The sequence below is a fragment of the Halorubrum persicum genome (genome assembly GCF_002727125.1).
In the GTDB taxonomy this organism is placed as follows: domain Archaea; phylum Halobacteriota; class Halobacteria; order Halobacteriales; family Haloferacaceae; genus Halorubrum; species Halorubrum persicum.
This window is the reverse complement of the sequence record NZ_NHOA01000084.1, coordinates 81,257-107,307: the sequence shown is the minus strand read 5'-3', so window position 1 is coordinate 107,307 and position 26,051 is coordinate 81,257. Positions and strand designations below refer to the sequence as shown.

Annotated in this window: 25 protein-coding genes; 13 read left to right on the top strand and 12 right to left on the bottom strand. The window is 70.2% G+C overall.

Going from position 1 to position 26,051, the window contains the following annotated elements:
- Window positions 1-33: 33 nt before the first annotated feature.
- The gene (locus tag DJ69_RS10410) at window positions 34-369 is read right to left on the bottom strand and encodes a hypothetical protein (RefSeq protein ID WP_099255539.1); all 336 of its coding nucleotides are present in this window, start codon (window positions 367-369) and stop codon (window positions 34-36) included.
- Window positions 366-2,804 carry a penicillin acylase family protein gene (locus DJ69_RS10405; RefSeq protein ID WP_099255620.1) on the bottom strand — a complete coding sequence of 813 codons (2,439 nt, stop codon included), beginning with the start codon at window positions 2,802-2,804 and terminating at the stop codon, window positions 366-368. The genes DJ69_RS10410 and DJ69_RS10405 overlap by 4 nt, the downstream gene beginning before the upstream one ends.
- Before the next feature lie 94 nt (window positions 2,805-2,898).
- Between DJ69_RS10405 and DJ69_RS10400 the strand changes: the two genes are divergently transcribed.
- The 6 genes from DJ69_RS10400 (at window position 2,899) to DJ69_RS10370 (ending at window position 9,153) form a co-directional block, all read left to right on the top strand.
- On the top strand, window positions 2,899-3,648 hold the full coding sequence (locus DJ69_RS10400; RefSeq protein ID WP_099255538.1) for a competence/damage-inducible protein A: 750 nt from the start codon (window positions 2,899-2,901) through the stop codon (window positions 3,646-3,648).
- A 175-nt stretch (window positions 3,649-3,823) separates the two neighbouring features.
- On the top strand, window positions 3,824-4,591 hold the full coding sequence (locus DJ69_RS10395) for a DICT sensory domain-containing protein (RefSeq protein WP_099255537.1): 768 nt from the start codon (window positions 3,824-3,826) through the stop codon (window positions 4,589-4,591).
- Window positions 4,592-5,061: 470 nt separating this feature from the next.
- Window positions 5,062-6,318, top strand: a complete 1,257-nt coding sequence (locus tag DJ69_RS10385; protein WP_099255536.1) for a 4Fe-4S ferredoxin N-terminal domain-containing protein — start codon at window positions 5,062-5,064, stop codon at window positions 6,316-6,318.
- A complete protein-coding gene (gene nrfD / locus DJ69_RS10380) occupies window positions 6,315-7,640 on the top strand; it encodes an NrfD/PsrC family molybdoenzyme membrane anchor subunit (RefSeq protein WP_099255535.1) in 1,326 nt (441 codons plus the stop codon). Before DJ69_RS10385 ends, nrfD begins: the two co-directional genes overlap by 4 nt.
- The gene (locus tag DJ69_RS10375) at window positions 7,637-7,927 is read left to right on the top strand and encodes a hypothetical protein (RefSeq protein WP_099255534.1); all 291 of its coding nucleotides are present in this window, start codon (window positions 7,637-7,639) and stop codon (window positions 7,925-7,927) included. The genes nrfD and DJ69_RS10375 overlap by 4 nt, the downstream gene beginning before the upstream one ends.
- A 95-nt stretch (window positions 7,928-8,022) precedes the next feature.
- On the top strand, window positions 8,023-9,153 hold the full coding sequence (locus DJ69_RS10370) for an Mrp/NBP35 family ATP-binding protein (RefSeq protein ID WP_099255533.1): 1,131 nt from the start codon (window positions 8,023-8,025) through the stop codon (window positions 9,151-9,153).
- A 7-nt stretch (window positions 9,154-9,160) separates the two neighbouring features.
- Here the strand turns inward: DJ69_RS10370 and DJ69_RS10365 are convergent, their stop codons facing one another.
- Complete coding sequence (locus tag DJ69_RS10365) at window positions 9,161-10,015, bottom strand: hypothetical protein (protein ID WP_099255532.1); 855 nt, start codon at window positions 10,013-10,015, stop codon at window positions 9,161-9,163.
- A 248-nt stretch (window positions 10,016-10,263) separates the two neighbouring features.
- Between DJ69_RS10365 and DJ69_RS10360 the strand changes: the two genes are divergently transcribed.
- Together DJ69_RS10360 and DJ69_RS10355 are read left to right on the top strand one after the other, a co-directional pair.
- Window positions 10,264-11,154: an alpha/beta fold hydrolase gene (locus tag DJ69_RS10360; protein ID WP_099255531.1), complete on the top strand. Its 891-nt coding sequence runs from the start codon at window positions 10,264-10,266 to the stop codon at window positions 11,152-11,154.
- Between the two features lie 78 nt (window positions 11,155-11,232).
- Complete coding sequence (locus DJ69_RS10355; protein WP_099255619.1) at window positions 11,233-11,886, top strand: helix-turn-helix domain-containing protein; 654 nt, start codon at window positions 11,233-11,235, stop codon at window positions 11,884-11,886.
- A gap of 70 nt (window positions 11,887-11,956) precedes the next feature.
- Here DJ69_RS10355 and DJ69_RS10350 read toward each other — a convergent pair whose 3' ends face one another.
- Complete coding sequence (locus DJ69_RS10350) at window positions 11,957-12,892, bottom strand: alpha/beta hydrolase (protein ID WP_099255530.1); 936 nt, start codon at window positions 12,890-12,892, stop codon at window positions 11,957-11,959.
- A 204-nt stretch (window positions 12,893-13,096) separates the two neighbouring features.
- Between DJ69_RS10350 and DJ69_RS10345 the strand changes: the two genes are divergently transcribed.
- A complete protein-coding gene (locus DJ69_RS10345; protein ID WP_099255529.1) occupies window positions 13,097-14,461 on the top strand; it encodes an MFS transporter in 1,365 nt (454 codons plus the stop codon).
- Window positions 14,462-14,529: 68 nt separating this feature from the next.
- Here DJ69_RS10345 and DJ69_RS10340 read toward each other — a convergent pair whose 3' ends face one another.
- The 4 genes from DJ69_RS10340 to DJ69_RS10325 all read right to left on the bottom strand — a co-directional run bounded on the left by DJ69_RS10340 (window position 14,530) and on the right by DJ69_RS10325 (window position 17,250).
- The gene (locus DJ69_RS10340) at window positions 14,530-15,447 is read right to left on the bottom strand and encodes a DUF106 domain-containing protein (RefSeq protein ID WP_099255528.1); all 918 of its coding nucleotides are present in this window, start codon (window positions 15,445-15,447) and stop codon (window positions 14,530-14,532) included.
- Between the two features lie 137 nt (window positions 15,448-15,584).
- Complete coding sequence (locus DJ69_RS10335) at window positions 15,585-16,208, bottom strand: adenylate kinase (protein WP_099255527.1); 624 nt, start codon at window positions 16,206-16,208, stop codon at window positions 15,585-15,587.
- Between the two features lie 110 nt (window positions 16,209-16,318).
- A complete protein-coding gene (locus DJ69_RS10330) occupies window positions 16,319-16,885 on the bottom strand; it encodes a GNAT family N-acetyltransferase (protein ID WP_099255526.1) in 567 nt (188 codons plus the stop codon).
- A complete protein-coding gene (locus DJ69_RS10325; protein ID WP_099255525.1) occupies window positions 16,882-17,250 on the bottom strand; it encodes a universal stress protein in 369 nt (122 codons plus the stop codon). The genes DJ69_RS10330 and DJ69_RS10325 overlap by 4 nt, the downstream gene beginning before the upstream one ends.
- A gap of 229 nt (window positions 17,251-17,479) precedes the next feature.
- On the opposite strand from DJ69_RS10325, the gene DJ69_RS10320 reads away from it, so the two are divergent.
- Window positions 17,480-18,205 carry a DUF5806 family protein gene (locus DJ69_RS10320; RefSeq protein ID WP_099255524.1) on the top strand — a complete coding sequence of 242 codons (726 nt, stop codon included), beginning with the start codon at window positions 17,480-17,482 and terminating at the stop codon, window positions 18,203-18,205.
- Between the two features lie 2 nt (window positions 18,206-18,207).
- A complete protein-coding gene (locus DJ69_RS10315; RefSeq protein ID WP_099255523.1) occupies window positions 18,208-19,740 on the top strand; it encodes a GAF domain-containing sensor histidine kinase in 1,533 nt (510 codons plus the stop codon).
- A gap of 24 nt (window positions 19,741-19,764) precedes the next feature.
- On the opposite strand, the gene DJ69_RS10310 is transcribed toward DJ69_RS10315, so the two are convergent.
- Window positions 19,765-20,574, bottom strand: coding sequence for a hypothetical protein (locus tag DJ69_RS10310; RefSeq protein WP_099255522.1), 810 nt, complete (start codon window positions 20,572-20,574; stop codon window positions 19,765-19,767).
- Window positions 20,575-20,673: 99 nt separating this feature from the next.
- Window positions 20,674-21,234: a YfcE family phosphodiesterase gene (locus DJ69_RS10305; protein ID WP_099255521.1), complete on the bottom strand. Its 561-nt coding sequence runs from the start codon at window positions 21,232-21,234 to the stop codon at window positions 20,674-20,676.
- A gap of 179 nt (window positions 21,235-21,413) precedes the next feature.
- Between DJ69_RS10305 and DJ69_RS10300 the strand changes: the two genes are divergently transcribed.
- Window positions 21,414-22,610 (top strand): multicopper oxidase domain-containing protein, encoded by a 1,197-nt coding sequence (locus DJ69_RS10300; RefSeq protein ID WP_099255520.1) that lies wholly within the window; start codon window positions 21,414-21,416, stop codon window positions 22,608-22,610.
- Between the two features lie 66 nt (window positions 22,611-22,676).
- Here DJ69_RS10300 and DJ69_RS10295 read toward each other — a convergent pair whose 3' ends face one another.
- Window positions 22,677-23,099, bottom strand: coding sequence for a MoaD/ThiS family protein (locus DJ69_RS10295; protein WP_099255519.1), 423 nt, complete (start codon window positions 23,097-23,099; stop codon window positions 22,677-22,679).
- 177 nt (window positions 23,100-23,276) lie between these two features.
- Here DJ69_RS10295 and DJ69_RS10290 point away from each other — a divergent pair, with 177 nt between their 5' ends.
- Complete coding sequence (locus DJ69_RS10290; RefSeq protein ID WP_099255518.1) at window positions 23,277-25,565, top strand: nitric-oxide reductase large subunit; 2,289 nt, start codon at window positions 23,277-23,279, stop codon at window positions 25,563-25,565.
- Window positions 25,566-25,589: 24 nt separating this feature from the next.
- On the opposite strand, the gene DJ69_RS10285 is transcribed toward DJ69_RS10290, so the two are convergent.
- Window positions 25,590-26,033: a CBS domain-containing protein gene (locus DJ69_RS10285; protein ID WP_099255517.1), complete on the bottom strand. Its 444-nt coding sequence runs from the start codon at window positions 26,031-26,033 to the stop codon at window positions 25,590-25,592.
- Window positions 26,034-26,051 lie beyond the last annotated feature (18 nt).

Here is a 26,051-nt window from a genome sequence, read left to right as displayed (position 1 = left end):
ATAGGGCTCCGGAGCGGCGCCCGTCGGCCGCGGTCAGCCCACGCCCCTCGCGAGCGACCCCAGCACCGGGAGCCCGAGGGCGCTGGCGACGGTGACGTAGACGACGGGGCGCATCTCGGGGACGACCGCCGCCGCGGGGCCGAGCGCGACGGCGAAGGCGACGAGCGCGAGCACCCCCGCGACGAGCGCGTACCCGACACCGCGGCGGACGGTCGGAGCCACGAGCGCGGCGGCCGCGCCAGCGGCGACGAGCCCGAGCCAGTGGACGGACGCGAGCGCGACGCCGGCGGCGAGCGCGACGCCGAGCGAGACGGCGTGCGTCCGGGGGTCGGTCCGAATCCGGGCGAGGAGCCCGTCCGAGTCGGTCACGACGACTCACCCTCGAACGCGACCGTCGCTCCGGTCTCGCCCGCCTCGTCGCCGGCGGTGCCGTCGCCGCCGACCGGCATCGGCTTCTGGTCGTTCTCCAGCCACGCCCGGAGCTGGTCGTCGTAGTGGTCGGAGAAGAAGTCGCCGGAGTTGCCGCCCGGGATCACCGCCGTGGCGTCGGTCCCCGGGCGGACGACCATCCGCCAGCTCGACCCCACCGCGTCGTCGACCCGGTAGTTCATCACCGTGGCCCGGGAGCCGTCGGCCGGGAGCTCGTCGTAGTTCAGAAACGGTGCCTCGCCGCCGAGCGGGTGGGTTATCGACCGCGTGGAGTTCCAGTCGCCGTACACCTCCCAGCCGGCGTCGTCGATCGCCGCGAGCGACGCTTCCAGCGCCGCGACCATGGTCTCCGCGCGCGAGCGGTCGGCGAAGACGGGGTCGTCCGCGGACAGCGTCGCGAGCACCCAGTCGTTCGGGTGGTACGTCTCGTCGAGGTCGACCGCGCCGAACGTCGGCTCGAAGGCGAGCCGGCGGAACCGGGCGAGCCACCGCGCGAACACGAGCGCGGCGCAGGAGTCCCTCTCCATCCGGTAGTCCCAGTCGGCGAGGGCGTCGGCCGCCGCGACGGCGCGGTCCGAGGGGTCACCGGCGGCCGCCTCGACCGCCGCGACCAGGTCGGGGACCAACTGGGCCGCGCGCGCGTCTCGCACGTCTCGCTGGAGCGCGCGGTGGAACGCCGGATCGGTCGGTTCGCCCGCCTCGACGGCGTCGTCGAGCCGGTCGGCGATCCGCATCCCGCGATAGGGGGCCGCGTACGCGACGCCGACGTAGTGTCGCGGGTCGTCGATCACGCGCTGGTTCGCGGTCGAGAGCACGTCCGGGTCGATCGCGTGGGGCTTCTCCTCGAAGGGGACGAACCCGTCCCACGAGGACCGCCCGAACGGCTCGAACCCCGTCCACTCCCCCTCGCCCGCCGAGCCGTCGAAGATCCGGTCGCCGGGAACGACCTCGCCGTCGACCTCGCGGATCGGGAGCTTCCCGGTCGCGTAGTACAGCGTCCGCCCGTCGGCGTCGGCGTACACGAGGTTCTGGGTCGGGAGGTCGAACTTCCGCGTGGCCGCGAGCGCGTCGTCGACCCCCGCGCTGCGTCCCAGCTCGTCGATCGCGACCGTGGTTCGGGTCGCGGTGTGGCCGGTCCACGCGACGCCGACCCGCCGCTCCTCCCGCTCGATCAGGGGGCCGTGGACCGTGCGCTTCACTTCGATCCGGCGGTCCTCGCCGCCGGACACCGGGATCGTGCGCGTCTCGGAGTCGAACTCGCGCCACTCGCCGTCGTACCAGTAGCGCTCGCCCGCGTCGTCGATCTCGTAGCGGTAACAGTCGAGCACGTCGGCGCCGACGTTGGTGAACGACCACGTGCCGCGGTCGTTGGCGCCCGCGATGACGAACGGCACCCCGGGGAACGTCGCGCCTCGGACGGACCGCTCCGGGGTCTCGACCCACTGTTCGTACCACAGGGGCGGGGCCATCAGCGACAGGTGCGGGTCGTACGCGAGGATCGGCGTCCCGCTCGCGGTGTGCTCGCCGGAGACGACCCAGCTGTTCGATCCGACTCCGGTCGGGGGCTCGAACCCGGAGAGCCACGCCGTCAGGTCGGCGTCGACGGGGTCCGAGGCTCTCGCCCGCTTCCGTTCGCCGCCGGCGCCGCGGTCGGCGGCGTCGCCGCCCAGTCGCTCCTCGTCCCCGTCCAGGATCGTCGCGTCGTGGTCGAGGCGCCGGGGGAACAGGTCGGCCGCTCGGTCGGCACCGAGCCGCTCGACGGCGACCGCCCGGCGGAGCTCCGAGAAGTCGCCGGTGAGCGTCCACGAGATCTGCTTCTCCATCAGCATCGAGTCGACGGGCGTCCACGAACGCGGCTCGTAACCGACCAGCGCGAACTCGAGCGGGAGCGGCTCGGCGTCGATCGCGGCGTTGACGCCGTCGGCGAACGCCTCGACCAGCGGGCCCGCGGGGGTCTCGCGCACCAGGTCCCACGTGGCCTCGGCGGCCTCGGCGAACCCCATCGCGACGTGGAACTCGTCGCTCTCGACGGTCGACTCGCCGACCGCCTCGGAGAGGCGCCCGCGCATCACCCGCCGCTGGAGGTCCATCGCGAAGAGCCGGTCGAACGCCTGGAGGTAGCCGACCGCGAAGTACGCCGCGGCCTCGTCGTCGGCCGCGACGCGCGGGACGCCGTACCCGTCGACCCGCACGCTCGCGTCGCCGTGCGGGCTCGAAACGGTCTCGGGGAGCGGCCGGTCGGCCGCCTCCCACGCCTCGCCGGAGAGCGGCGCGAACGAGTCGAGCAGGTCGGCCGCGGACGAGGTCGCGACCGCCCCGGTGCCGGCCGCCAGCGCGGCGCCGAGGACGGCGCGGCGGGTGGTGTCGTTCGTCACGCCGTCACTCAGCCGCCGATCGCTCATTATTATTCCGGTGAATCGGGTGGCGGACGGGAAACGCACATCCGTGCGCCGCCCTTACCGTCGCGCGATGGAGGTCGCGCTGATCACGGTCGGCGACGAACTGCTCGCGGGCGACACGGTGAACACGAACGCCAACTGGCTCGCCGCGGAGCTGAGCGACCGCGGCGTCGCCGTGAAGCGGATCCTCTCGGTGCCGGACGATCGGGCCGTCATCGCGGAGCACGCTCGGGCGTACGCCGACGCGTTCGACGCCGTGATCGTCACCGGCGGGATCGGCGGCACCCCGGACGACGTGACGATGGAGGCGGTGGCCGACGCGTTCGACCGCGAGCTGGCCCCGACCGACCTGACCCGCGAGGCGGTCGAGCGGCACCTGGCCGAGATCCGCGAGCGGCTCCCCGACAGCGACGTCGACGTGGACGTTGAGGCGGAGGCCGCGATCCCGGCCGGGAGCCGCCCGCTGCTGAACGACCCCGGGCTCGCGCCGGGCTGCGTCCTCGAAGGGGTCTACGTCATGCCGGGGATCCCCGAGGAGCTGCAGGCGATGTTCGAATCGGTCGCCGACGAGTTCGCGGGCGACCGGCAGTCGCGGTTCCTCTACACCGTCGAGCCCGAGGCGGACATCGTTCCCGCGCTGGAGACCGCCGGCGAGCGCTTCGACGTCGCCGTCGGCTGTTACCCGGACCGCGAGGGGGGGCACAACCGCCTGAAGGTGACCGCGACCGACGAGCGCGCGCTCGACGAGGCGGCGGCGTGGCTCCTGGCGAACGTGAACGCGAGCGAAACGCCGGTTCACCGCGACTGGGGCGACGAGTGACAGGCACCCCGCGTGCTGGGTTTCTTGAGTCCGGCGCCGGTATGGTAACACGAGACACTCACGGAGTCACGATGCCGACGACCTCTGCCGCCGGAGCGAACGGTACGAACGGAGGGCGCGTCCCGCCGGAACGGCGCCGCCACTCGGAGCGACGCGGCTCGGCGCTCGCCCGACGATGACGGGCAGCCTGCGCGGCTTCTTCGACGAGATCGACGCCCCGAGCCGGTCGCTCGTGGTCGTCAACCGGACCGAGCCGCAGCCGGTTCGGAACCTGCTCGACGCCTTGCTGGAGGACCAGTCGGTCGCGATCAGCGAGCGCGACCTCCCGGAGACGGACACGGATGTCGTTCTCCTCATCGAAGACGAGGAGGTTATCGCCCGCTCCGCGCTCGACGAACTGCTCGAATCGGTCCTGCTGATCAACTCCGATCTGTACAAGACCGGCGCGGTCGATCTCGACGAGATCGCGCTTCCGGACGTGCTCGCAGGGCTCGACGAGGTCCCCTTCCGACTCCGCGGCTACCCCCACTCGAACAAGGAGAAGCTGCTGTTGATCGTCGTCTCCCGGGTGATCGAGCGGATCGCGGCCGAGACCGGCGGCGGGACGCTCAGGGCGTCCTTCCAGCGTCTCTCACGGCTGGAGGACGAACGCGGCACCCGCGACGTGTACGAGGCCGTCGGCGACGCCGGCGTCGACGTCCACGTCTACGGGGTCGGCGACGCCGACCCCGGGGCGACGCTCCCGGTGACGGTCCACCAGGGCCGGTCGTACCCCTACCGCCGGTCGTGGTTCGTCGTCTTCACCCCGCCGCCGGCGGCCGACGCGGGCCGCCACGCCGCGCTCGTCGCCCTCGAAGACGAGCCGAACGTGTGGGACGGGTTCTGGACGTTCCGCCCGGAGCTGGTCGCTCGGATCGAACGCCACATCGCGACGGCGCTGTGAGGCGGGGGGTGACGGGACGAGGGGCCGCCACTCACCGGTTTGCGGGCCTCCGGTGGTCGGGTGGGGCAAACGGTAGCCGCGGTCGGCCAGCACGTCGGGGTACTGCACGCGCGGGACCGAGAGCAGCCGCGCCCGGTGCGATCGCGCTCGCGTTCGGACCGCCTCGCGCGTCGCCTCGTTCATCGGCGGTCGCTCGGGCCGTCACGGCGTAACGTCGGCCCGTTCCGTCCGGCGTTTATCACCCCGCGGTCGAACTCGTTCGGGGACCTTCCCAACGTGTTGGAACGCGAGACACGATTCACGGGGTCGGTTTCCCATGATCGATGACGGGGTCGTCACGCCGTGCCCGCCGCCAGACGGAGGTCGCGAACGCCGACGCCCGCAGCGGTTCGGAGCGGCGGCGCACGGGCGACACCGGTCCCCCGGCTGGGAGCCCCGCTCGCAGCCGCACACTGCCACCACGATCACTCATGAGCACAGACGAGTCACCGCCACCCGGCGACGACGAGGAGCGGTACAGGCGTCTCCTCGACGAGACGGAGCACGACACGGAGCTCGGCTTGGAGATGGGCCGCGACGCCCAGCGCGTGTCGGCCGGCGAGCTCTCCGAGCTCGAGTTCTACCGTCGGTACCACGACCGCATCGTCGAGGAGTTCGACATCGACGACCGCGAGATCGACCTCCCGGACCCGGACGAGGCCGAGCCGGACGACGTGGGGTTCCTCGACCGGATCGGCTCCGCGCTGGAGGGGATCGACCCCGACGGCGAGGAGTCCCGGCGCTCAGTGATGAAGAAGGGCGCCGCGGCGGCCGGCGCGATGGCCGTCGGCACCTGGGGGAGCGCACAGACCGCCGCGGGCCAGGACGACGGCCACGGCGGCGGCGCCGGCGCCGACGAGGGCGACGGGACCCGTTGGGGGATGACGATCAACCTCAACAACTGCGACGGGTGTCTCGCCTGCATGGTCGCGTGCAACCAGGAGCACAACCTCTCGCGCGGGGCCAACTGGATGTACGTCTTCGCCTTCGAGGACGAGGGGCAGGGCGACGAGACGAACTTCCTCCCGCGGACCTGCCAGCACTGCACGGACTCGCCGTGCACGAAGGTGTGTCCCGTCGGCGCCCGGCACACCCGCTCGGAGGACGGCCTCGTGCTCACCGACTACGACATCTGTATCGGCTGCCGGTACTGCGAGGTGTCGTGTCCCTACGGCGTCAACTACTTCCAGTGGGGCGAGCCCGACGTACCGGAGTCCGAGGTCGACGACGCCCACCAGATCGACGACCGCGGCCGGTGGGTCGGCTCCCGCCCGCCGGAGGGCGTCATGGGGAAGTGCACGTTCTGCGTCGACCGACAGGACGGCCAGATGGGCGAAGAGAAGATCGGCACCACCGCCTGCGAGGAGGCGTGTGCGATGGACGCCATCCACTTCGGCGACCTCAACGACTCGGAGAGCCCGCCGAACCAGCACCTCCGCGAGTACCGGGAGGGCCAGGAGAACGACCTCTCGGAGTTCCCCAACCGCAAGGCGCACACCGCGTCGACGTTCAAACTCATGGAGGAGCGCGGCACCGAGCCGAACGTCCGATTCGTCGGTAACGAGCCCTCGCCGCACGCCGAGCAGGTCGAGGGCCCCGTCGCCTACGAGGACATGGGGCTCACCGACGACCGGAAGGAGGTGCTCGACGAGGGGGCGTCCGCGACCCAAGGAGGTGAGAGCGCGTGAGCGTCGACGTGAGCGGCGTCGACCGCGAGACGCTCGTCCGGCCGATCCAGACGTTCTCGAAGCGGTACCTCGCCGCGCTGGCGGTGGGGCTCGGGCTGATCGGCGTGTGGCTGGCGTTCTACCTCCAGCAGCTCCAGCACGGGCTGATCGTCACCAACCTCTCGGACTGGGGCTCCGGCGGCGGCGTGCCGTGGGGGCTGTACATCGGCGCGTTCATCTGGTGGGTCGGCATCGCCCACGGCGGGATCATCCTGTCGGCGGCGGTCCGCCTGCTGGGGATGGACACCTACCAGCCGGTCGCGCGGCTGGCCGAGCTGTTGACCATCGCGGCGCTGACCTGCGCCGGTCTGTTCATCCTCATCCACGTCGGTCGCCCGGACCGGCTGGTGACGAGCGTGGTCCCGGCGTGGCCCACCCGCGTCCAGTGGTCGCCGCTGATGTGGGACGTGACCGTCATCACGGCGTACTTCGTGCTGACGGCGACGTACCTCGCGCTGACGATCCGCTACGACATCCACCGGCTCCGCGACCGCCTGCCGAACCTGCTCGACCCGCTGTACGACGTGTTGATGATCGGCTACTCGGAGAAGGAGGACGAGGTCGTCGAGCGGATGGTCTGGTGGATCGCGTTCGCGATCATCATCATGGCGCCGCTGCTGCTCCACGGTGGGGTGATCCCGTGGCTGTTCGCGCTGCTGCCCTCGATGGCCGGCTGGGCCGGCGGGGTCCAGGGGCCGTCGTTCCTCTCCATCGCGCTGACCTCCGCGGTCAGCGGGATCATCATCGTCGCGGCGGCGTTCCGCACCGCCTACGGCTGGGAGGAGCTCATTCCGGACGCGGTGTTCCGGGGGCTGAGCCAGTGGCTCGGCTTCTTCAGCCTCATCTTCCTCTGGCTGCAGCTCCAGCAGGTGATCACCGGGATCTTCGCCGCGCCGACGACGCTCCAGCACGCGACCGAGGTGAAGATCGCGACGCCGCTGTACTGGGTCGCGATCGGGCTCGTCGCGCTCGCCATGCTGTACGCGTTCGCGGCGTCGCTGCGCCCGGAGCTGTTTAGCATCCGGACGATGGTCGCCCTCTCCGTCGGCGTGCTCGCCGGCACCCTCGCGGAGAAGGTGCTGTTCGTCGTCGAGGGGCTCCAGCACGCGCACTTCGCCCTGTACGACGGGGTCCCCGGCGCGTACGTCCCCTCGCCGACCGAGCTGTCGGCGCTGCTCGGGACGATCGGGATCGTCGTGCTGTTCTTCCTCGTCGTCTCGAAGGTGATCCCCGTCGTGGAACTGCACGCGATCGAAGACGACCACGAGGAGGTGAGTCCATGACGCTCGCGTCGACCGCGCTCGCGGCGGCGTCGCTCGCGTTCGCCGCCGCTCCGGTCCCGCTCGCCAGCTCGCCTGAGTACACGCTGCCGTTCGTCGGTCCCGGCACCTACCTCATCTTCGGAATCGTCCTCGCGCCGGTGTACGCGATGGTCGCCGCGTGGTTCATCGGCGACCCGAGCGACCGCGACTCCGGCCTGCTCGGCGTCGGCTACCTCGCCGGGCTGACGACCGTGCTGTGGGGCGGGCTGTTCGTCGCGACGCTGGTCATCGGGGCGGTGTTCTTCTGAACCCCGCCCCCGCTCCGCTGCGGAATCGCTCGCCGACCGCGGCCGCACCGCGCGGCCGACCGCTCGCAACCGACACGCCGCCACCCGACAACACCATGACAGACACCGTCACCGAATCCGAACTGCTCGACCGACTCGCGACCGTCGAGGACCCGCAGAACGACGACGACATCGTCTCGATGGGCCTCGTGAACGACGTGACCGTCAGCGGCGACAGCGCCGAGGTGTCGCTGGCGTTCAACGCTCCCTACGCGCCCGCCGAGATCGAGATCGGCAACGCGGTCCGCGACGTCGTCTCGGACGCCGGCCTCGAGCCCGAACTCCGCGCGCAGTTCGGGTCCGAGCACGGGTTCGACGCCGACGTGTTGCCCGGCGTCCGCAACGTGATCGCCGTCGCCTCCGGCAAGGGGGGCGTCGGGAAGACCACCGTCGCGGCCAACCTCGCGGCGGGGCTCAAAGAGCGCGGCGCCCGCGTCGGGATCCTCGACGCGGACGTGCACGGGCCGAACGTCCCGCGCCTCCTCCCGACCGAGAACGAGCCCGGCATGCTCCCCGAGGGCGACATCGTCCCGCCGCGCTCGGACGGGGTCATGGTGATGAGCACGGAACACCTGCTTCCCGACGGCGACGACCCGGCCGTGCTCCGGGGGCCGATGGTGAACAACGTGATGATGAAGTTCATCAACGACGTCGAGTGGGGCCAGCTCGACTACCTGATCGTCGACCTCCCGCCGGGGACCGGCGACGCCTCGCTGAACCTGCTCCAGACCCTGCCGATCGCCGGGGTCGTCGTCGTGACGACGCCACAGGAGATGGCGGTGGCGGACGCGCGCAAGGGGCTCCGGCTGTTCGCGGACCACGACGCGCCCGTCCTCGGCGTCGTCGAGAACATGAGCGCGTTCCACTGCCCCGAGTGCGACGACACCCACCGGGTGTTCGGCGAGGGGGGCGCCGCCGAGATCCGCGACGACTACGGCGTGCCCGTGGTCGGCACGCTCCCGGTCCATCCGGACTTCGACACGGAAACCGCGGACGGCCCGGCGGTCCGCGACGACGAGAGCCCGGTCCGAGCCGACCTCGAAGCGATGGTCGACGACGTTGCCGACCGCGTCGGCGAGGTGAACCGGCGACAGGTCGCGGAGCGCGTCGGCGAGTGGGAGCGCGACGAGGGGGGCGAGGACGCCGCCCCCGGCGACCCGGTCCCCGCCGGAGCGGAGCCGGAGTGACCGGCGCTCACCACTCGACGTAGGCGAGGTACTCCGCGCCCTCGTACTCCAGCAGCCACGTCCCGTAGAAGTCCGCTTCGCGGATTCCTTCGCGCTCCCGGATGCGCTCGGCCACCGATCGGAAGGCCTCGTCGTCCTCGTAGTACGCGCCGTCGATCGACTCCTCGACCACCTCGCGCTCCGCGTCCGAGAGCCCCGCGAGCACGAACAGGTACCGGTCCCGGACGCGGTCGGCGAACGCCGCGACGTCGGGCGCCACTTCGGTCGCCTCGTACCGGTACTCGGCCTCGGACGCGGTGCGCGAGTCGACCGCGATCCGATACCGCTCCCCGTTGTACACGAGCACGTCGTACCGCCGCTCCGGGACGAACACCGAGTCGTTCCCGACCGCTTCGGCGCTCCCGTAATCGGCGCCGATGTCGTAACCGTCCTGCTGGGGCGGATCCTCGGAGAGGATCGGTTCGAGCCGCCGTCGGTCCGTTTCCGGGAGATCCTCGAACGCGATCTCGCCCACTTCCGGCGTCGCGTCCTCCGGATCCAAATCGACGAGCACCTCGTACACGGTCACCTCGCTGCTCGCGACCCGCGTCTCGGAGACCTCGTAGAACGCCCCGTCGACCCGGACGGTGTCGGTGCGGTCGAACAGCTCGTACCGCCCGCGGCGCGTGGCGGACCCGTTTTCGAGCGCCGACGCGACGACCTGGTACTCCTCCGAGTCGGGCTCCGCGTGTATCGACACCTCGTCGGCGACATCGTCCGCGGTCGCCTCGTTCAGGTCGAGGACGACGGAGGGGTGGGCACAGCCGGCGAGCGGAGCGGTGAGGAGGGCGGTTCCGCACGCGAGGAGTCGGCGGCGTCGCATGACGGACCTGACAGCGACAGTAAACGAAAGCGTTGCGGTCCCGTGGGGTGCTGTCGCGTGCGGTAAGGCGTTGTCACACTCGGTAGGCCGTCGTCACGCCCGGTAGGCTGTCGTCACGCCCGATGGGTCGCCGTCACGCCCGGTGGGTCGGCGGAGCGTCGATCTGACCGCCGACCGAACCATCAGTTAAAAACCACCGGATGGGTCCGGCACCATGCCCACCCGTGATGAGCCCGTCTTTCGACACAATGAGTGCCCAGACGGCGCCCGCCTCGGAGCGGTCGACGGCGCGTGACGAGGTGCGGATCACGACGGTTGGAGCAAGCGACCGCCAGCTCGCGTACGCCGAGTACGGGGCGGCAGACGGGTCTCCGGTGGTGTTTCTCCACGGGACGCCCGGGTCGCGGCGGCTCGCTGAACTGTTCGACTCGACGGCGCGAGACGCCGGGGTCCGGCTGCTCGCGCCCGACCGGCCCGGCTACGGTCGATCCGACCCGTGGCCCGACCGGTCGATACGCGACGGCGATCGGGTCGTCCGGGCCGTGCTCGATCACGCGGGGGTCGACGCCGCGCGCCTCGTCGCGTTCTCGGGCGGCGCCCCGTACGCGTTCGCGGCCGCGGCGGAGTCGCCGCGTCGGATCGACCGGCTGGAGGTGATCGCCGGCGCGACGCCGCCGGCGTACGTTCGCGACCGCCCCGCGGTACAGCGAGTACTGAGCGGGGTCGCGTCGACGGCACCGCCGGTGCTCGCCGGGATGTTGCGCGCCCAGCGGTGGGTCGCGGAGCGCCGCGACCCCTCGTTCGTCGTGGCCCAGTACACCACCGGTGACCCGGGCGACAGCGTCTCCGATCGCGCGGCGGAGATCGTCCGGGCGGACTTCCTCGAGGCCCTCGCCCGGCACCGCAGCGGCGCAGTGACCGAGTTCCGACAGACCGCGACCGACTGGGACATCGAGTTCGACGCGATCGACGCGACGGTGCGGTTCTGGCACGGCGACGACGACGCCAACGTACCGATCGAGAGCGTTCGACGGTTCGAGGCTGCGCCCCCGACCGCCCGGTTGGAGGTGCTCGACGACGCCGACCACCTCGGGACGCTGCTCCGCTCCGTCCCGGACGCGCTGGCTGACTCCCGGTGAACTCGTGTGGGCGGCGCCGGACACGACGACCGAATCACCGGATTTGAAGCGTCGCCGCCGGCGATCCACGTCGAGGGGATGAAACGCGTCCAGTTCTCGGTGACGTATCCGGAGCGGCTCGTCCACCCGCTTCACCGGCGGATCACCGAGGCCGGACCGGTCACCCGCGCCGAGCTGTTGACGTGGAGTCCCACGGCGGACGCGACGACGCTGTTCTGGTGTGACGCGGACGCGGACGCGACGGCGTCGGTCGTCGACGCCGTCGATTCGCTCGTCGCGAGCGAGCTCGTCGAGGGCGGAGGCGGGACGTACGCGTTTCTCCGCCAGGAGAGCTACGAGTTCGCGCCGGCAGTGCTGGACGCGATCGCGGCCGCCCGCGTGGCATTTCTCCCGCCGGTCGTCTTTCTCGACACCGGCGCCGGGCGGTTCGAGGCGGTCGGCGAGACCGGTGCGCTCGGCGCGTTTCACGAGGCGCTCGCCGACCTCAGCGACGCCACGATCGAGCGGGTTCGCGAGTTCGAGCGGGCGGCGTCGCCGTCGCGGCTCACGGACCGGCAGCGGGCCGCGTTGGAGGCGGCGGTCGAGGCGGGGTACTACGAAGTCCCCCGCGACGGGACGATCGCGGACGTGGCAGCGGCGCTCGACTGCTCGACGAGCACGGCCGGCGAACTGGTTCGGAAGGCCGAGGCCGCGGTGATCCGCGAGTTCGTCGCGGCCGACGAGCGGGAGTGAGGGGACGGCTGTCTCTCTCGCTCCGAAGTAGGCGCGGTCGCTCCGACGACCGCCCGCGGTCGCCGCCCGATCAGTCCGCTCGGAGCGCGCCGGCGAGGTCGTCGGCCACGTCCGCGATGGCCTCGGTCGCCCGGTCCACCCCGCGGAGCGTCATGAAGCCGTGCACCTGGTCAGCGTAGTTCTCGTAGCGCGTCGGGACGCCGTCTCCGACCAACTGCTCGGCGTACGCCCTCCCGCCGTCGCGGAGCGGGTCGAAGCCGGCGGTGACGACCGTCGCGGGAGCGACGCCGGACACGTCGCCCGCGTTCGTCGGGTCGGCGTACGGGTTTCGCTGGTGGATCTCGTGGTCGTAGTAACACGCCATGAACCACTCCAGGTCCGCTTCGTCGAGGACGATCCCGGCGTGCTCCTCGACCGACGGCTGATCGACTTCGACGCCGACGCCGGGGTACAACAGCGCCTGATACGCGATTTCGGGGCCGTCGCGCTCGGCGGCCATGAGCGCGGCGACGGCGGCGAGCGCGCCCCCGGCCGAGTCGCCGGCGACGGCGATATCCCCGGTCCCGTCGATCGCGTCCGGGTTGGCGGCCGCCCACTCGACCGCCGCGTACGCGTCCGCGACCGCCGCGGGGAACGGGTGTTCGGGCGCGAGCCGGTAGTCGACCGAGAGGACGGCACAGCCGCTCTCCCGCGTGAGATGGCGACAGAGCCGGTCGTGGGTCGCGACGCTCCCGAGGACGAACCCGCCGCCGTGGAAGAACACGACCGTCGGAAACGGGCCGTCGGCGTCGGGGCGGTACAGCCGAACGTCGAGATCGCCGTCGGCCCCGGGGATCGTCCCGTCCGCGGTTTCCCCGACCTCTGGCGGGTTCCGATTCTGGACCCACATCGCCGGTCTCGTGAGCAGGCGCGCGAGCTTCAACCCCCACCGGCTGTGCGGGATCGGGAACCGCTCTTGGCGCTCGATCGCCGCCTTCGCCTGCGGGTCGATCTCGTCGGCGTGCATGGTCGACCCTGTGGCGAGCCGAGAGTAAACCTTGGGGCGGCGGTCGGTGTGCCTTCGGCGATCGGGTGAGAACCTATTTGACGACGGGAGCGAATACGCGACCATGAGAGACGGGACGTCCACCGCCACCGACTTCGCTCGGTCCCGACCCGGTCTCCGTCCGTGCGTCGACACCGTCGCCGCAGTTTCACGCGTCCCCCGACGATGAGCAACGACGCCGCCGGCGACTCGGAGGAGACGACGCCGTTCGAGACGTTCCGGCAGTTCCTCGCCTTAGAGCGAGACGTGCTGGTGGTCTCGCTGGCGATGTTCGCGTTCAGCCTCGGCTTCCAGATGACGAACCGATTCCTCCCGGAGTATATGGTGGCGCTCGGGGCGTCCGGATTCGTCGTCGGGCTGTTCGGCACCTTCGGCAACGTCATCTCCGCGCTGTACCCGTATCCGGGCGGCGCCATCTCCGACCGGATCGGATCGCGGTACGCGCTGACGGCCTTCGGACTGGTCTCCACCGTCGGCTTCGCCGTCTGGCTGGTCGCCCCGGCCGTCGGGACGATCACGGTCGCGGGCGCGACGATCGAACCGTGGATCTGGATCTTCGTCGGGCTGGTGCTCGCGCAGGCGTGGAAGTCGTTCGGGCTCGGGGCGACGTTCGCCGTGGTGAAGCAGGCGACGGCCCCGTCCCGGCTGGCCGCCGGGTTCGCGAGCACGGAGACGTTCCGGCGCACCGCGTTCCTGATCGGCCCCGTCCTCGCGGCGATTCTCATCGACCTCCACCCGGCGTTCACCGTGAGCTTCCGGTACGTGCTCGCGGTGGCGGTCGTCTTCGGCGTCGTCGGGACGCTCGTGCAACACCTCCTCTACGGCGCGAGCGGCGACACCGTCGGCGGCGGGCGATTCGAGGGCGTCGCGCAGATCCGCACCGACCTCCGCGAGATGCCCGACCCGCTCCGCCCGCTGCTGATCGGCGACACCCTCGTGCGCTTCGCGAACGGGATGGTGTACGTCTTCTTCGTGCTCGTCGTCACGCAGATCTTCTCGGCGGGAGTGGAGACGACGGTCGCGGTCGGCGGGTTCGCCTACGACGTGGACCTCTCGCCGCCGGCGTTCTTCGGCTATCTGCTGGGCGTCGAGATGGTCGTCGCGCTGCTCACGATGGTCCCCGCGGCGAGGCTCGCCGAGCGGGTCGGGCTCAAACCCGTCGTCGCGCTCGGCTTCTTCGTGTACGGCGCGTTCCCGGTCGTTCTCATTTACGCTCCCGAGGCCCTCTCCTCGGTCGTCCCGGTCCAGTGGGCGCTGGTCCTCGTGTTCGCCTTCTCCGGGCTCCGGTTCGCCGGCCTTCCCTCGCACAAGGCGCTCATCGTCGGTCCCGCCGAACAGGGCGCGGGCGGCCGCGTCACCGGGACCTACTACCTGCTCCGGAACACGATCGTCATCCCGAGCGCGGCGATCGGCGGCACCCTCTGGGACTTCGTCAGCCCGGAGGTCGCCTTCACCGTCGCCGCGGCGATCGGGATCGTCGGGACCGGCTACTTCCTCGTCTTCGGCGAGGAGTTCGAGGCGTACGCCTGACGAGGTGGGAAGTCGGCCCCGCGGAGCACGGCGTTACCGGGAGCAAAACAGCGTCGACGGGGAGGTCGTTACGACGACGACGGCGACATCTCGATGTTGAGGCTCTTCTGGACGAGCTGAGTGAACGCCATCGAGCAGAGGAAGTACCAGAGGATCCACATCTGGATGGGGCCGACGATCCCCGTGTCCCACGTGACCGTGCCGGCGAGCGGGATCACGATCTCTTGGGCGGCGACGGCGGGGTACGCGGCGTCGGAGCCGCGGTAGCCGATCACCCAGAACATCCACAGGAACGCCGGGATCGTGAGGAACATGATCCACACCATCGGGCGGAACTGCTCTTTGAACATCCCGAGCTGGTCGCCCATCGCGTCCATCTGCTCCTCCTGGATCGCGTCGAGCGCCTCCTGGTCGTCGCGCTCTTTCGCCTCCTTCCGGCGGTCCTGAATGTCTTTCATCCGGTCCTGGTACTGGCTCATCTTCTCCATATCCATGAGCCCCGCGCGCAGCAGGGTCGAGTACAACCCCGTCGCGAGCGCGATGACCATGATCACGACGTAGAAGGGAACGACGTTGAGAAGCGGTCCCAACACGACGTCGAAGGTGCCGGCGATCGCGTTCCGGACCGGGTTGACGGCGTAGCCGACGAACGCGCCAAGCGTCGCGACCCCGGCGACCTTATCCCACTTGGTCCACGTGGTCGTCTCCGGGGTGTCGACGTCGCCCCCGCCGGTCAGGCCGCCGTCGTCGTCGTCCTCCAGTCCCGCCTCGATGGCGTCCCGGTCCGCCAGCGCGAAGCCGGTGTCGCCGTCGACGAGGATCTCCTTCTCGATGAGCCGACCCCACTGGCCGCTCGTGATCTCGTCGCGGACGTCGACCCACTGGACCTCGCCGTCAGTGGCGTTATCGAGGACGACCTCGACAGCGTCTCGCATCTCGCTGTCATCGCTGATCAGCGAGCGGACTCTCCGTTCGACCTTGCTCATTACCGCTCGGTTGTCGGCGGACGGTTAAGAACCTTGCAGGATCGCCGGCGACCGCGCGTCAGCGCCTCCCCTCGACGACGCCGTCCCGGCTCGCCGGCACCGACGGCTGACTCCCCGTCCGTCTCGGTGAGTCGACCCTACTCGTCGAGGACTTCGCGGATGCGCGCGAAGACCTCGTCCGGCGCCGCCTCGCCGTCGACCTCGACGAGGTCGCCCTCGTCGCGGAAGTGCTCGATGACGGGCTCGGTGTTGTCGTAGAACACGTTGAGCCGCTCGCGCGCGGTCTCTTCGGTGTCGTCCTCGCGCTGGATCAGCTCGCCGCCGCACTCGTCGCAGACGCCCGGCTCCTCGGGCGGCTGGAAGTCGACGTGGAAGTTCGCGCCGCAGTCGTCGCAGACGCGCCGACCGGTGAGCCGGTCGACGAGCACCTCCTCGTCGACATCGAGGTAGATCACGGCGTCGAGGTCGGTGATCTCCGAGAGGTACTCCGCCTGGTCGAGGTTGCGCGGGTAGCCGTCGAGCACGAAGCCGTCGGCGTCCGTCAGCGCGGCCTCGACGATCTCGTTGACGACCGGGTCCGGGACGAGATCTCCCGCCTCCATGAACGACCGGGGCGTCCCGTACTCGGTCTCCATGTCCTTGTTCGCGCGGAGCGCGTCCCCGGTCGTGACGTGCTCGACGCCGTACTCCTCGGCGAGCTTCGCGCTCTGCGTTCCCTTTCCGGCACCCGGCGCCCCCAGCAGAAGGATCCGATGACTCATACCGGAGCGCTCGCCCGCCGCACGTAAAGTCTTGAAGATCCCGGCCAACGCTACGCGGTCTCTCGTGGAGCGCGGATGGCCGCCTTCGAGGCCGTTGGCCGGCCCCAGTGCTACTGATCCTCGTCGGGCTCCTCTCGCTCGGCGTCCGGATTCAGCCGGAGCCCCATCTCCAGCTCGAAGCTCTCGGCGTCGGAGGTCTCGAACCCGATCTTCTTGTACAGCGAGACGGCCGCGCGGTTCCAGCGCTCCACTGTGAGCCACACCTTCTCGATCCCCTCGGCCTGTCCGTGACCGAGCAGTCCGCGGATCAGGTACGTCCCGATGCCGGCGCGCTGATACTCCTGGTGGACGAAGATCGCCAGCTCGTAGGCGTCGCCGTCGGGCACCAGCGTCGCGTGGCCGGCCACCTCGTCGCCGCACCACGCGATCACGTTGCGGCACTCCCCGCCGAGGATCGCGTCCAGCCACTCGCGGATCCGCTCTTCGCCGCCCGGCGGGATCCCCTGCGCGCGGTCGGCCGGGTCGAAGCTGTCGTACATCTCGACGAGCGCCTCGCGCTCCCGCTCGGTGTTCTCGTAGGGGCGGAGCTCGACGGTGCGATCCTCCCGGTCCGTGAACTCCGTGGGGGGAGCGGTGAACTCGTCGGCCACCGCGTCGGGATATCCACGGTCGCTCATCTGACCAGCGTGACGGACGTTTTGGCGTTCAACAGTACGAACTCGGCGATCGACCCGATCGTGATCTTCCCCATCGGGCTCGTGTGCCCGCCGCCGAGGACGATCTCTTCGAACCCCTCCGCCTCGGCGATCTCCACGATCCGGCTCCCCGGATCGCCCTCGATCAGCCTGACATCGGCGTCGAGGCCCGCCTCTTCGATCGCCGACTCCGCCCGTTGCACGATCTCGTCCGGCTCCACCGACGAGTCCGGGTTCTCGACGACCGCCACCGTGAGGTCGTCGTCCGCGACCGCCGCGCGCTCGACGGTTCGGTCGAGCGCGCGGAACGAGTCGTCGCTGCCGCCGATCCCGCAAAGCACCTTCATACCTCTCCCCTCCGTGCGCCGGTACAAAAATGGATCTCCGATCGGTCACCGGTGAGACCCGATCGCAGGGTTGGATCACCGATCCCGGCCGTGACTGTCGAGTCGCCCGCGGCACCCGGGCCTGCCGCGCCGTCCGCGAGCCCGCGACGCCCTCGACGCCCACGACGGGCCACGAGGCTCGGGGTGGCCACCGACAACCCTTTTGTTCGCCGGTAAGGTTACTAGTAGCATGAACGAACCAACCGATCCCGCGGCGGACGCGGGATCGGACGACGCCGCCGAGCCCGCCGACGCCACGGCGGAGGGGTCGGCGCCGACCGACGACCCCTCGGCGACGGACGCCGACGGAACCCCCGCCGGCGACGACACCGGAGCCGGCGACGCCCATGGCGACGCGGACGGCGCCGACCAGGGCCAAGAGCAGGTCCCTCCCGAGGTCCGCAAGTACGAGCGGTTCAAGAAGATGGACGGGGCGCGCTACGAGCGCGTCAACGAGTTCCTCCGCGATCGGACGTACATCACGGCCAGAGAGTGGGCGATCGCGCGGCTCTGCGCCGACTTTCGCACCGAGACGGGCGTCGAGATGACCAAGATCGGTGAGAACCTCCCCGAGCTCGTCCCCTTCATGACCGACACGTACACGCCGCAGGCGGTCAACCAGGCGCGCTACTCCTTCGAGGAGAAGGTAACGAAGGCGGGCGCGACGTTCCTCTACGGCGCGATGTCCGGCTTCTTCACCGCCGAGGACTTAGACGAGATGATGTACGAGGTGACGGAGGTCGCGAAGTTCCTGTTAGAGGTCGAGGGGGTCGACCTCGCGGTCGCCGACGAGCTCGACGCCGAGGACCGGATCAGCGAGGTGATGCGGGAGGTGCGCGCGTCCTCGGCGGACCTCCGCGGCGAGGAGGTCCGGTGCCCCGAGTGCGGGCACGTCCACCAGCCGACCGAGGAGTAGCGATGGAGCAGTTCCCAGAGGCGCTCGACGGCATCCCGGACGCGGTCGTGATCGTCGACGACGACGGCGTCGTCCGGGCTGGCAACAAACAGGTCGAGGCGGTGCTCGGGTACACACCGTCGGAGGTGGAGGGAACGAACTTCGAGACGCTGGTGTACGACCCCGACGGCGGTGAGGCCGGCGAGGAGCTCCACCGCTACGTCGTCGACCCCCAGCCGCGCTCGATGGCGGCGAGCCTGGACCTGCACGCCCAGCGCGCGGACGGAAGCGAGGTGCCCGTGACGCTCAGCCTCGGGCCGTTCGACCACGACGGCGAGACGTTCCTCGTCGCCACGATCGTCGACGTCAGGGAGGAGCGCGCCCAGCAGGCCGAGCTCCATCGCCGGACGCGGACGCTGGAGGCGCTCCACGAGGCGACGCAGGACCTGCTGAAGACGACCGACCGGGAGTTCGCCGCGGAGGCCGCGGTGGAGTACGTGGAGGACGTGCTCGGTCACCCCCTCGCGGCGATCTGGCTCTACGACGAGAGCCACGAGCGCCTCGACCCGATCGTCTGGACCGACGTGGCCGACGAGATCGTCGGCAATCACCCGACCTTCGGCCCCGACTCGTCCAGCATCTCGTGGGGCGTGTTCACGTCCGGCGAACCGGCCTACGTGACCGACACGCACGAGGATTCGGATCGGCACAATCCGGACTCGCCGATCCGCAGCGAACTGATCCTTCCGCTGGGCCGGTACGGGCTCATCAACATCGGGTCCACGGAACCGGACGCGTTCGACGAGTCCGACCTCGCCGTCGCGCGCCTCTGGGCCGCCACCGTCACCATGGTGTTCGTCCGCATCGAGCGAGAACGCCAGCTCCGGGTCCGCGAACAGGAGGTCGCCCGGGAGCGCGACCGGCTGGAGGAGTTCGCCAGTCTCGTCTCCCACGACCTCCGGAGCCCCCTCAACGTCGCGACCGGGAACCTCGATATGGTCCGCGAACAGCTCTCCGACGAGCACGAGGAGCTGGCCGAGATCGACGCGGTCGCCCGCTCGCTCGAACGGATGGAGGCGCTCGTGGAGGACATGCTGACGCTCGCGCGACAGGGCGCCGCGATCGACGAGACGGAGCCGGTGTCCCTCGCGGAACTGGCCGGGGAGTGTTGGGAGAGCGTCGACACCGCGGCCGCCGAGATCGTCGTCGCCGACGACCTCCGGTTCCAAGCCGACAGAAGCCGCCTGCGCCAGGCCGTGGAGAACCTGTTCGCCAACGCGGTCACTCACGCCGGCGACTCGGTGCGCGTCGAAGTCGGCACCCTCCCCGACGGCGACGGCTTCTACGTCGAAGACGACGGCCCCGGAATTCCTGCAGACCGACGCGACGAGATGTTCGACGCCGGCGTCTCGACCGATCCGGAGGGGACCGGCTTCGGACTCAAGATCGTGGCCGAGGTCGCCGACGCGCACGGCTGGACGCTCGAGCTCGCCGACGCCGCGGACGGCGGGGCGCGCTTCGAGTTCCGCGGGGTCGAACCCGTCGACGACGACTGACGCTCGCTCCCGCGTCCCGCCGACTCAGACCCCTTCGAACGAGGGGAGATGCCACGTCGAGACCCCGTTACCGTCGCACACGATGTCGACGTTCGGTCCCCGGTCCGCGCTCGGGAGCCCGACCTCGATCCGCCCCTGGCCGGTCACCCCGTCGTCTTCCATGCGAGCGGTGACGCGGTAGCTCCCGCGCACGTCCGTGATCGATCGCACCTCGACGGCCGTCTCCGGGGCGACCCCGACCTCGAGGTCGGCGACCGGCTCGCCGGTCTCCGCCCCGCCGTCGTTCGTCTTCCGCCGCGTCACCGTCAGTGCGAGTTCGCGCGTCTCCTCCGTGACGTTGAGGAGCCGGACGCCGAGCGGGGGTGAGGCGCGCTCGTCGGCGGACACGTCCCCGCCGTCGTCTCGAGCGTCGGTCTCGAGCGCTCGCCGCCGCACGTCCAACCGAAGCGTTCGGTCCGGCGTCACGAGGTACGGAACCGGGTCGGCGTACAGCTCGCCCACGGAGCGGGCGCCGGCGTCGCTCTCGTAATACACCGAGCCGGCGTGTTGCGCGGTCGCGTAGTGGTCGTCTCCGGAGGCGTGATCGAAGACCGCGGTGGCCTCGACGGCCACCTCGACCGCCCCCTCCGCGGCGTGACGGTTGTGCACGCGGACCTCCTCGTAGGTAGCGACGTACTCCGAGACCGGTTCGGGCGCGAGTTCGTCGGGGCGGTCCGGCGGGTCGCGCTCCGCGACGCCGCCGCCGTTTCCGGCGTCGACGAGGTCGGCACAGCCCGCGAGCCCGCCGCAGGCCCCCAGGCCGACCGCTCGGAGGAGGAACGCGCGCCTGTCCATACAGAGGCCTCAGACCGGATCACCCAAAAGGTCAACGAAAGAACAAATCCGCGTTTGTGCGTCGGGATCGCACGCCGCCGGGCTCACCCGTCCGGTCTCCTACGCGTCGAGGACGTGGTGAGTCACCGCGTCGGGAGCAGCGCCCCCGTCGCGATCGGCGGTGTCGAGGACCGCGACCCTGAAGGCGTCGTCCGCGCCGTCGACGGGGATGGGGAGGCCGCCGGGGTTCACTCGCACCGTGCCGCCGCGCTCCTCGACGCCGTGGGCGTGGGTGTGGCCGTGGAACACGTAGTCGTAGTCGCCGCAGTCGACGAGGGCGTCGACGACGACCGCGCTCGTCCCGTGGACGACGGCGACATCGACGGCGCCGTCACCGTCGTCGGCGCCGCCGAAGGAGAGCGTCCCCGCCTCACCGAGGTACGTGCCGAAGGAGTCGACGGTCGACTCGACCGCCCACTCCCCGTCGTTGTTGCCCCGGACGGCGTAGAAGTCGAAGCCGGCGTCCGGGCCGTTCCCGACGTCGAACGGCGTCACCGAGAAGGGCGCGACGAAGTCGCCGCAGTGGACGACGGCGTCGACGCCCTCGCGTTCGAACAGCGCTACGGCCGCCTCGACGGCGGCGAGGTCGTCGTGGGTGTCGGAGACGATGCCGATCCGCATCTCACCTCGACGGTCGCGCCGGGCGGGGATAAAAGCCGCCGTCGATCAGGATCGTTCGTTTATAAATCCGCGCCGATGAACGGGACTGAGCGCGTATAAACCGTTCGACCGACAATCGCGTTCTCACGGTCTGTAGATCCTGATTCTAGTTTATACGTGTCTCCCGTTCATGTTCGGACATGACGAGAGACGATGACGGCGCCGGTCGGCGCATGGCTTCCAGACGCGGATTCATCTCGGCGACCGCGGCGCTCGGGACGGTCGGCCTCGCGGGGTGTGGCGCCCCGAGAGCGGACGCCGGAGAGGGGGCGGAAAACGCCGTCAGCAGCGAGGCGGCCCAAGAGCAGGTATCGGCGTGGTCCGGCAGCGACTCGACGGCCGTCGAGACGGACCACCCGTACACCTCCCCGCGAACGACGATCGATCTGGACGAGCGGGACGGCGCCCTCACCGTGTCCACGACCCCGTGTCGCCACCGGCTGCTCGGCGAGGAGACGAAGGGCGGCCCGTGGGAGCTCCCCGAGGTCTGGGCGTGGCAGACCCCGGACACGGACCCGAGCGTTCCCGGCCCGCTGCTCCGCGTCACCGAGGGGACCGAACTGGAGATCACGTACGACAACTCGGAGCACAACCGCCCGCACACCTTCCACGTCCACGGGCTCAGCAAGGACTGGATGGACGACGGCGTCCCGACGACGACGGGACAGCAGGTCGCGCCGGGCGAGGAGTACACCTACGAGATCGACGCGAACCAGCCGGGCACCCACCTCTACCACTGTCACTACCAGACCCAGAACCACCTCGATATGGGGATGTACGGGATCCTCCGCGTCGATCCGGAGGGGTACGAGCCCGCGGACAAGGAGGTTTTCCGCACGATCAAAGACTGGGACAGCCGGCTCTCGGCGTCGACCGCCGGCGGAGACGTGGAGTTCAGCCATCGTGACCGGACCCCCGACGTGTTCACGGTCGACGGGCGGTGCGCCCCGTACACGTTCCACCCGGAGGAGGGCTCTCCCCTGATCGTCGAGGAGGGCGATCAGGTCCGGATCCACTTCGTCAACGCCGGCTACGAGTCGCACGCGATGCACACCCACAACCACGGCTTCACCGTGGTCGAGAAGGACGGCGGCGTCATCCCCGAGGCCGCGCGACACCGCGAGGACGTGATCCCCATCGCGCCCGCCGAACGCAAGACGATCGAGTTCACCGCCAGCGCCGATCCGGGCGTCTACGCGCTCCACTGCCACAAGGTGAACCACGCGATGAACGGCGAGACCTACCCCGGCGGCATGATCGGCGGGATGGTGTACGAGAGCGTGATGGACACCGAGCAGTTCGCCTCCGTGATGGATATGGCGGGCTACGAGGCCTAGTTCGGCCCGACTCGCCGGGCGGCCTCGGGGACGCCGATTCCCCCACCCGCGCGGACGAACGGCGGACTAACAGCAGAACATAAACGGGTACACCAGCGCGACCCGGTCGCCGTCCTCCAGTTCGGTGTCGAACCCCCTCTCGTTCTCGTTGAAGTGACCGTTCACGAGGATCCGGGCGTACGCGATCGTCTGCTCGCCGACCGGGTTCTTCGTCCAGGTCCCCGGCAGCTCCTCGGGCGTCGGCGCCCACCCGCTGTGGGTGGCTTCGGCCTCGCTCTCCGCGATCAGCATCTCCTGTAGCTCCGGATACTCCGCGAACAGCTCGTCGAGGAACTCTCGGAGGGTGTCCCCCTCGAAGCTGTACTCGAACTCGTACTTCCCGAGCTCCGTGCGGACGTGCCCGGTGCACCGCACGGTAACCGTGGTCTCGGCGGTCGACTCCGCGGCGCTCTCCGCCTCCGGCGCCGCCGCCTCGCTGGTCGTTGGCATACGCGGCGATACGGGGCGTTCTCCGGTAAGCCACCGCACGAACATGTTCGCGTCGTCGGGCCGCGGGGCGGGTTCCGTTCGTCGCGTCCGCGACGAGGGGTGCTGTCAGTCGCTGGGAACGGCGTCCGAACATGTTGCCACTAAACTGATAGTCCGTGTGGAAGTAACGCCCACCCGATGGAACTCACACGCGAGACGATCGCGAAGGTCATCGTCGCGGCGTTCCTGTTGAACTTGACCGTCATGGGCGCCGGGGCGTGGTTCGCGTACCAGGAGGCGCCGCCAATCCCCGAGGAGGTCGTCGGGCCCGACGGCGAGACGATCGCCACCGCGGAGACGGTGCAGGACGGGAAGGCGGCGTTCCAGCAGTACGGGCTGATGAACCACGGGTCGATCCTCGGTAACGGCGCGTACTACGGCGAGGACTACACCGCCGAGACGCTGGAGTTGAAGACCGAGCACATGCGCGACTACTACGCGCAGGAGGCGTACGGCTCCGGCTACGACACCCTCAGCTCCGCCGAGCGCGCGGCGGTCGACCAGACCGTTCGCGACGACCTCGACAGCGCGCACGACGGGAGCGACACCGTCCGGTACTCCGCCGCGGAGGCGTACGCCCACGAGCAGGTGCGCGAGACGTACGTCGAGCGCTACCACGAGGGGGACCACGACCGCGGCGTCCCGGTCGGGATGATCGACTCGACCGAGGAGGCCGAAGAGTTCGCCGACTTCGCGCTGTGGACCGCGTGGTTCTCCCACACCGACCGCCCCGACGGCGACAACTCCTACACGAACGAGTGGCCCTACTCGCCGGGCGCCGGCAACGACGCGACCGGCGCCGCGATGACGTGGAGCGTGATCGCGATGGTGCTGCTCGTCGGCGCCGCGGGCGCGGCGATCCTCCTCTACAAGTCGGTGAAGCTCCCCGAGCCGTCGGCCGAGGGGATCGCCGTGCCGGAGCCGGGCGACGTGAGCGTCTTCCTGAGCCAGCGCGCGGCGCTCCGTTTCGTTCCGATCGCCGCCGGGCTGTTCTTAGCGCAGGTGTTGCTCGGGGGGTTACTGGCGCACTTCTACATCGAGCGAGCCGGCTTCTTCGGGATCGAGGAGCTGTTCGGCGTCCACGTCCTGCAGCTGCTCCCGTTCTCGATCGCGAAGACGTGGCACATCGATCTGGGAATCCTCTGGATCGCGTCGACGTGGCTCGGCGCCGGGCTGTTCCTCCCGCCCCTCCTCACGGGTCACGAGCCGAAGCGTCAGTCGACGTACGTCAACGTCCTGCTCGGCGCGCTCGTGACCGTCGTCGTCGGCGGGATGGGCGGCATCTGGCTCGGCGCGAACGGCTACTTCGACGGCCAGCTGTGGTGGCTCCTCGGCAACGAGGGGCTGGAGTACCTCGAGGTCGGGAAGGTGTGGCAGGGCGGCCTGCTCGTCGGCTTCGTCCTCTGGGCGGTCCTCGCGATCCGGGGGCTCAAGCCGCTGCTCGACCGCGAGCCGGTGTACGGGCTCGCGCACATGATCCTCTACGCCGGCGGCTCGATCACCCTGCTGTTCGTCGCCGGCTTCATGTTCACGCCGTCGACGAACATGGCCGTCACCGAGTTCTGGCGGTGGTGGGTCGTCCACATGTGGGTCGAGGGCGCCTTCGAGTTCTTCATCGTCGCGATCATCGGGCTCACCTTGGTGTCGATGAACCTCCTCACGCGGCGCAGCGCCGAGAAGGCGGTCATGCTGCAGGCCCTGCTCGTGATGGGCACCGGCGTCATCGGCGTCTCGCACCACTACTGGTGGATCGGGATGCCCGACTACTGGGTGCCGATCGGGAGCGTCTTCTCGACGCTGGAGCTGCTCCCGCTGATCTTCATCCTGTACGAGGCGATCGGGCAGTACCGGGCGATGACCGAGTCCGGCGGGTTCCCCTACAAGCTCCCCTTCATGTTCATCGTCGCCAGCGGCGTGTGGAACTTCGTCGGCGCGGGGGTGCTCGGCTTCTTCATCAACCTCCCGCTGATCAACTACTACGAGCACGGCACCTACCTCACCGTCGGCCACGCCCACGCCGCGATGTTCGGCGCGTTCGGGTTCCTCGCGCTGGGAATGGTGGCGTACATGCTCCAGCTGTCGATCGATCCCGAGCGCTGGGACGGCTCGTGGCTCCGGGCGTCGTTCTGGCTGTGGAACGTCGGGCTCGCGCTGATGGTGTTCGTCTCGGTCCTCCCCGTCGGCTTCCTCCAGCTGGAGGTCGCGTTCACGGAGAGCTACGCCGCGGCGCGCAGCCTCGCGTTCTACGAGGGGTCGCTCGTCCAGACGCTGTTCTGGGCGCGGCTCCCGGGGGACACGATGCTCATCCTCGGGACCGTGATCTACTTCGCGGACCTGATCCGCAAGCGGTTCGTCCTGCGCAGTTCCGCCGCGGACCCGAGCGTCGACGACATGGCCGTCGCGGAGGGGATCATCGACGACGACTGAGCGGAGCTCCCCGCACTCCGGCGCTCACTCGTCGAACCGATCGCCGCGGCTCGACCAGCGCTCGGCGTCGCTCGCCAGGTCGCGCACCTCGCGTTTGATCCCCGCGTAGTTGTCGACGATGTCGCCGGTCGTGACGATGCCGACCGGCGTCAGCCCGTCGACGACGACGAGCTTTTTGATCCCTTCCGTGCGCATGCGGTCGGTCGCGGTCCGGAGTGGTTTCCTCGGCTGAATCGTCTCGAGCGGGCTGCTCATCGTCTTTCGAAGCGGTATCTCCGAGAACGGGTCGTCGGTGGCGTACCCCGCGTGGAGCACGTCGGCCTCGGTGACGATCCCGGCGGGGCTCCCCCCGTTCGTGACGACCACACTGCCGACGCGGTTCCGGAGCATCCGTTCGACCGCCACCCTGACCGGCGCGCGGGCGTCACAGGTGACGAGGTCGGTCGTCATCACGTCCTCGACGAGCATGCGCCCCCGTACGCGAGG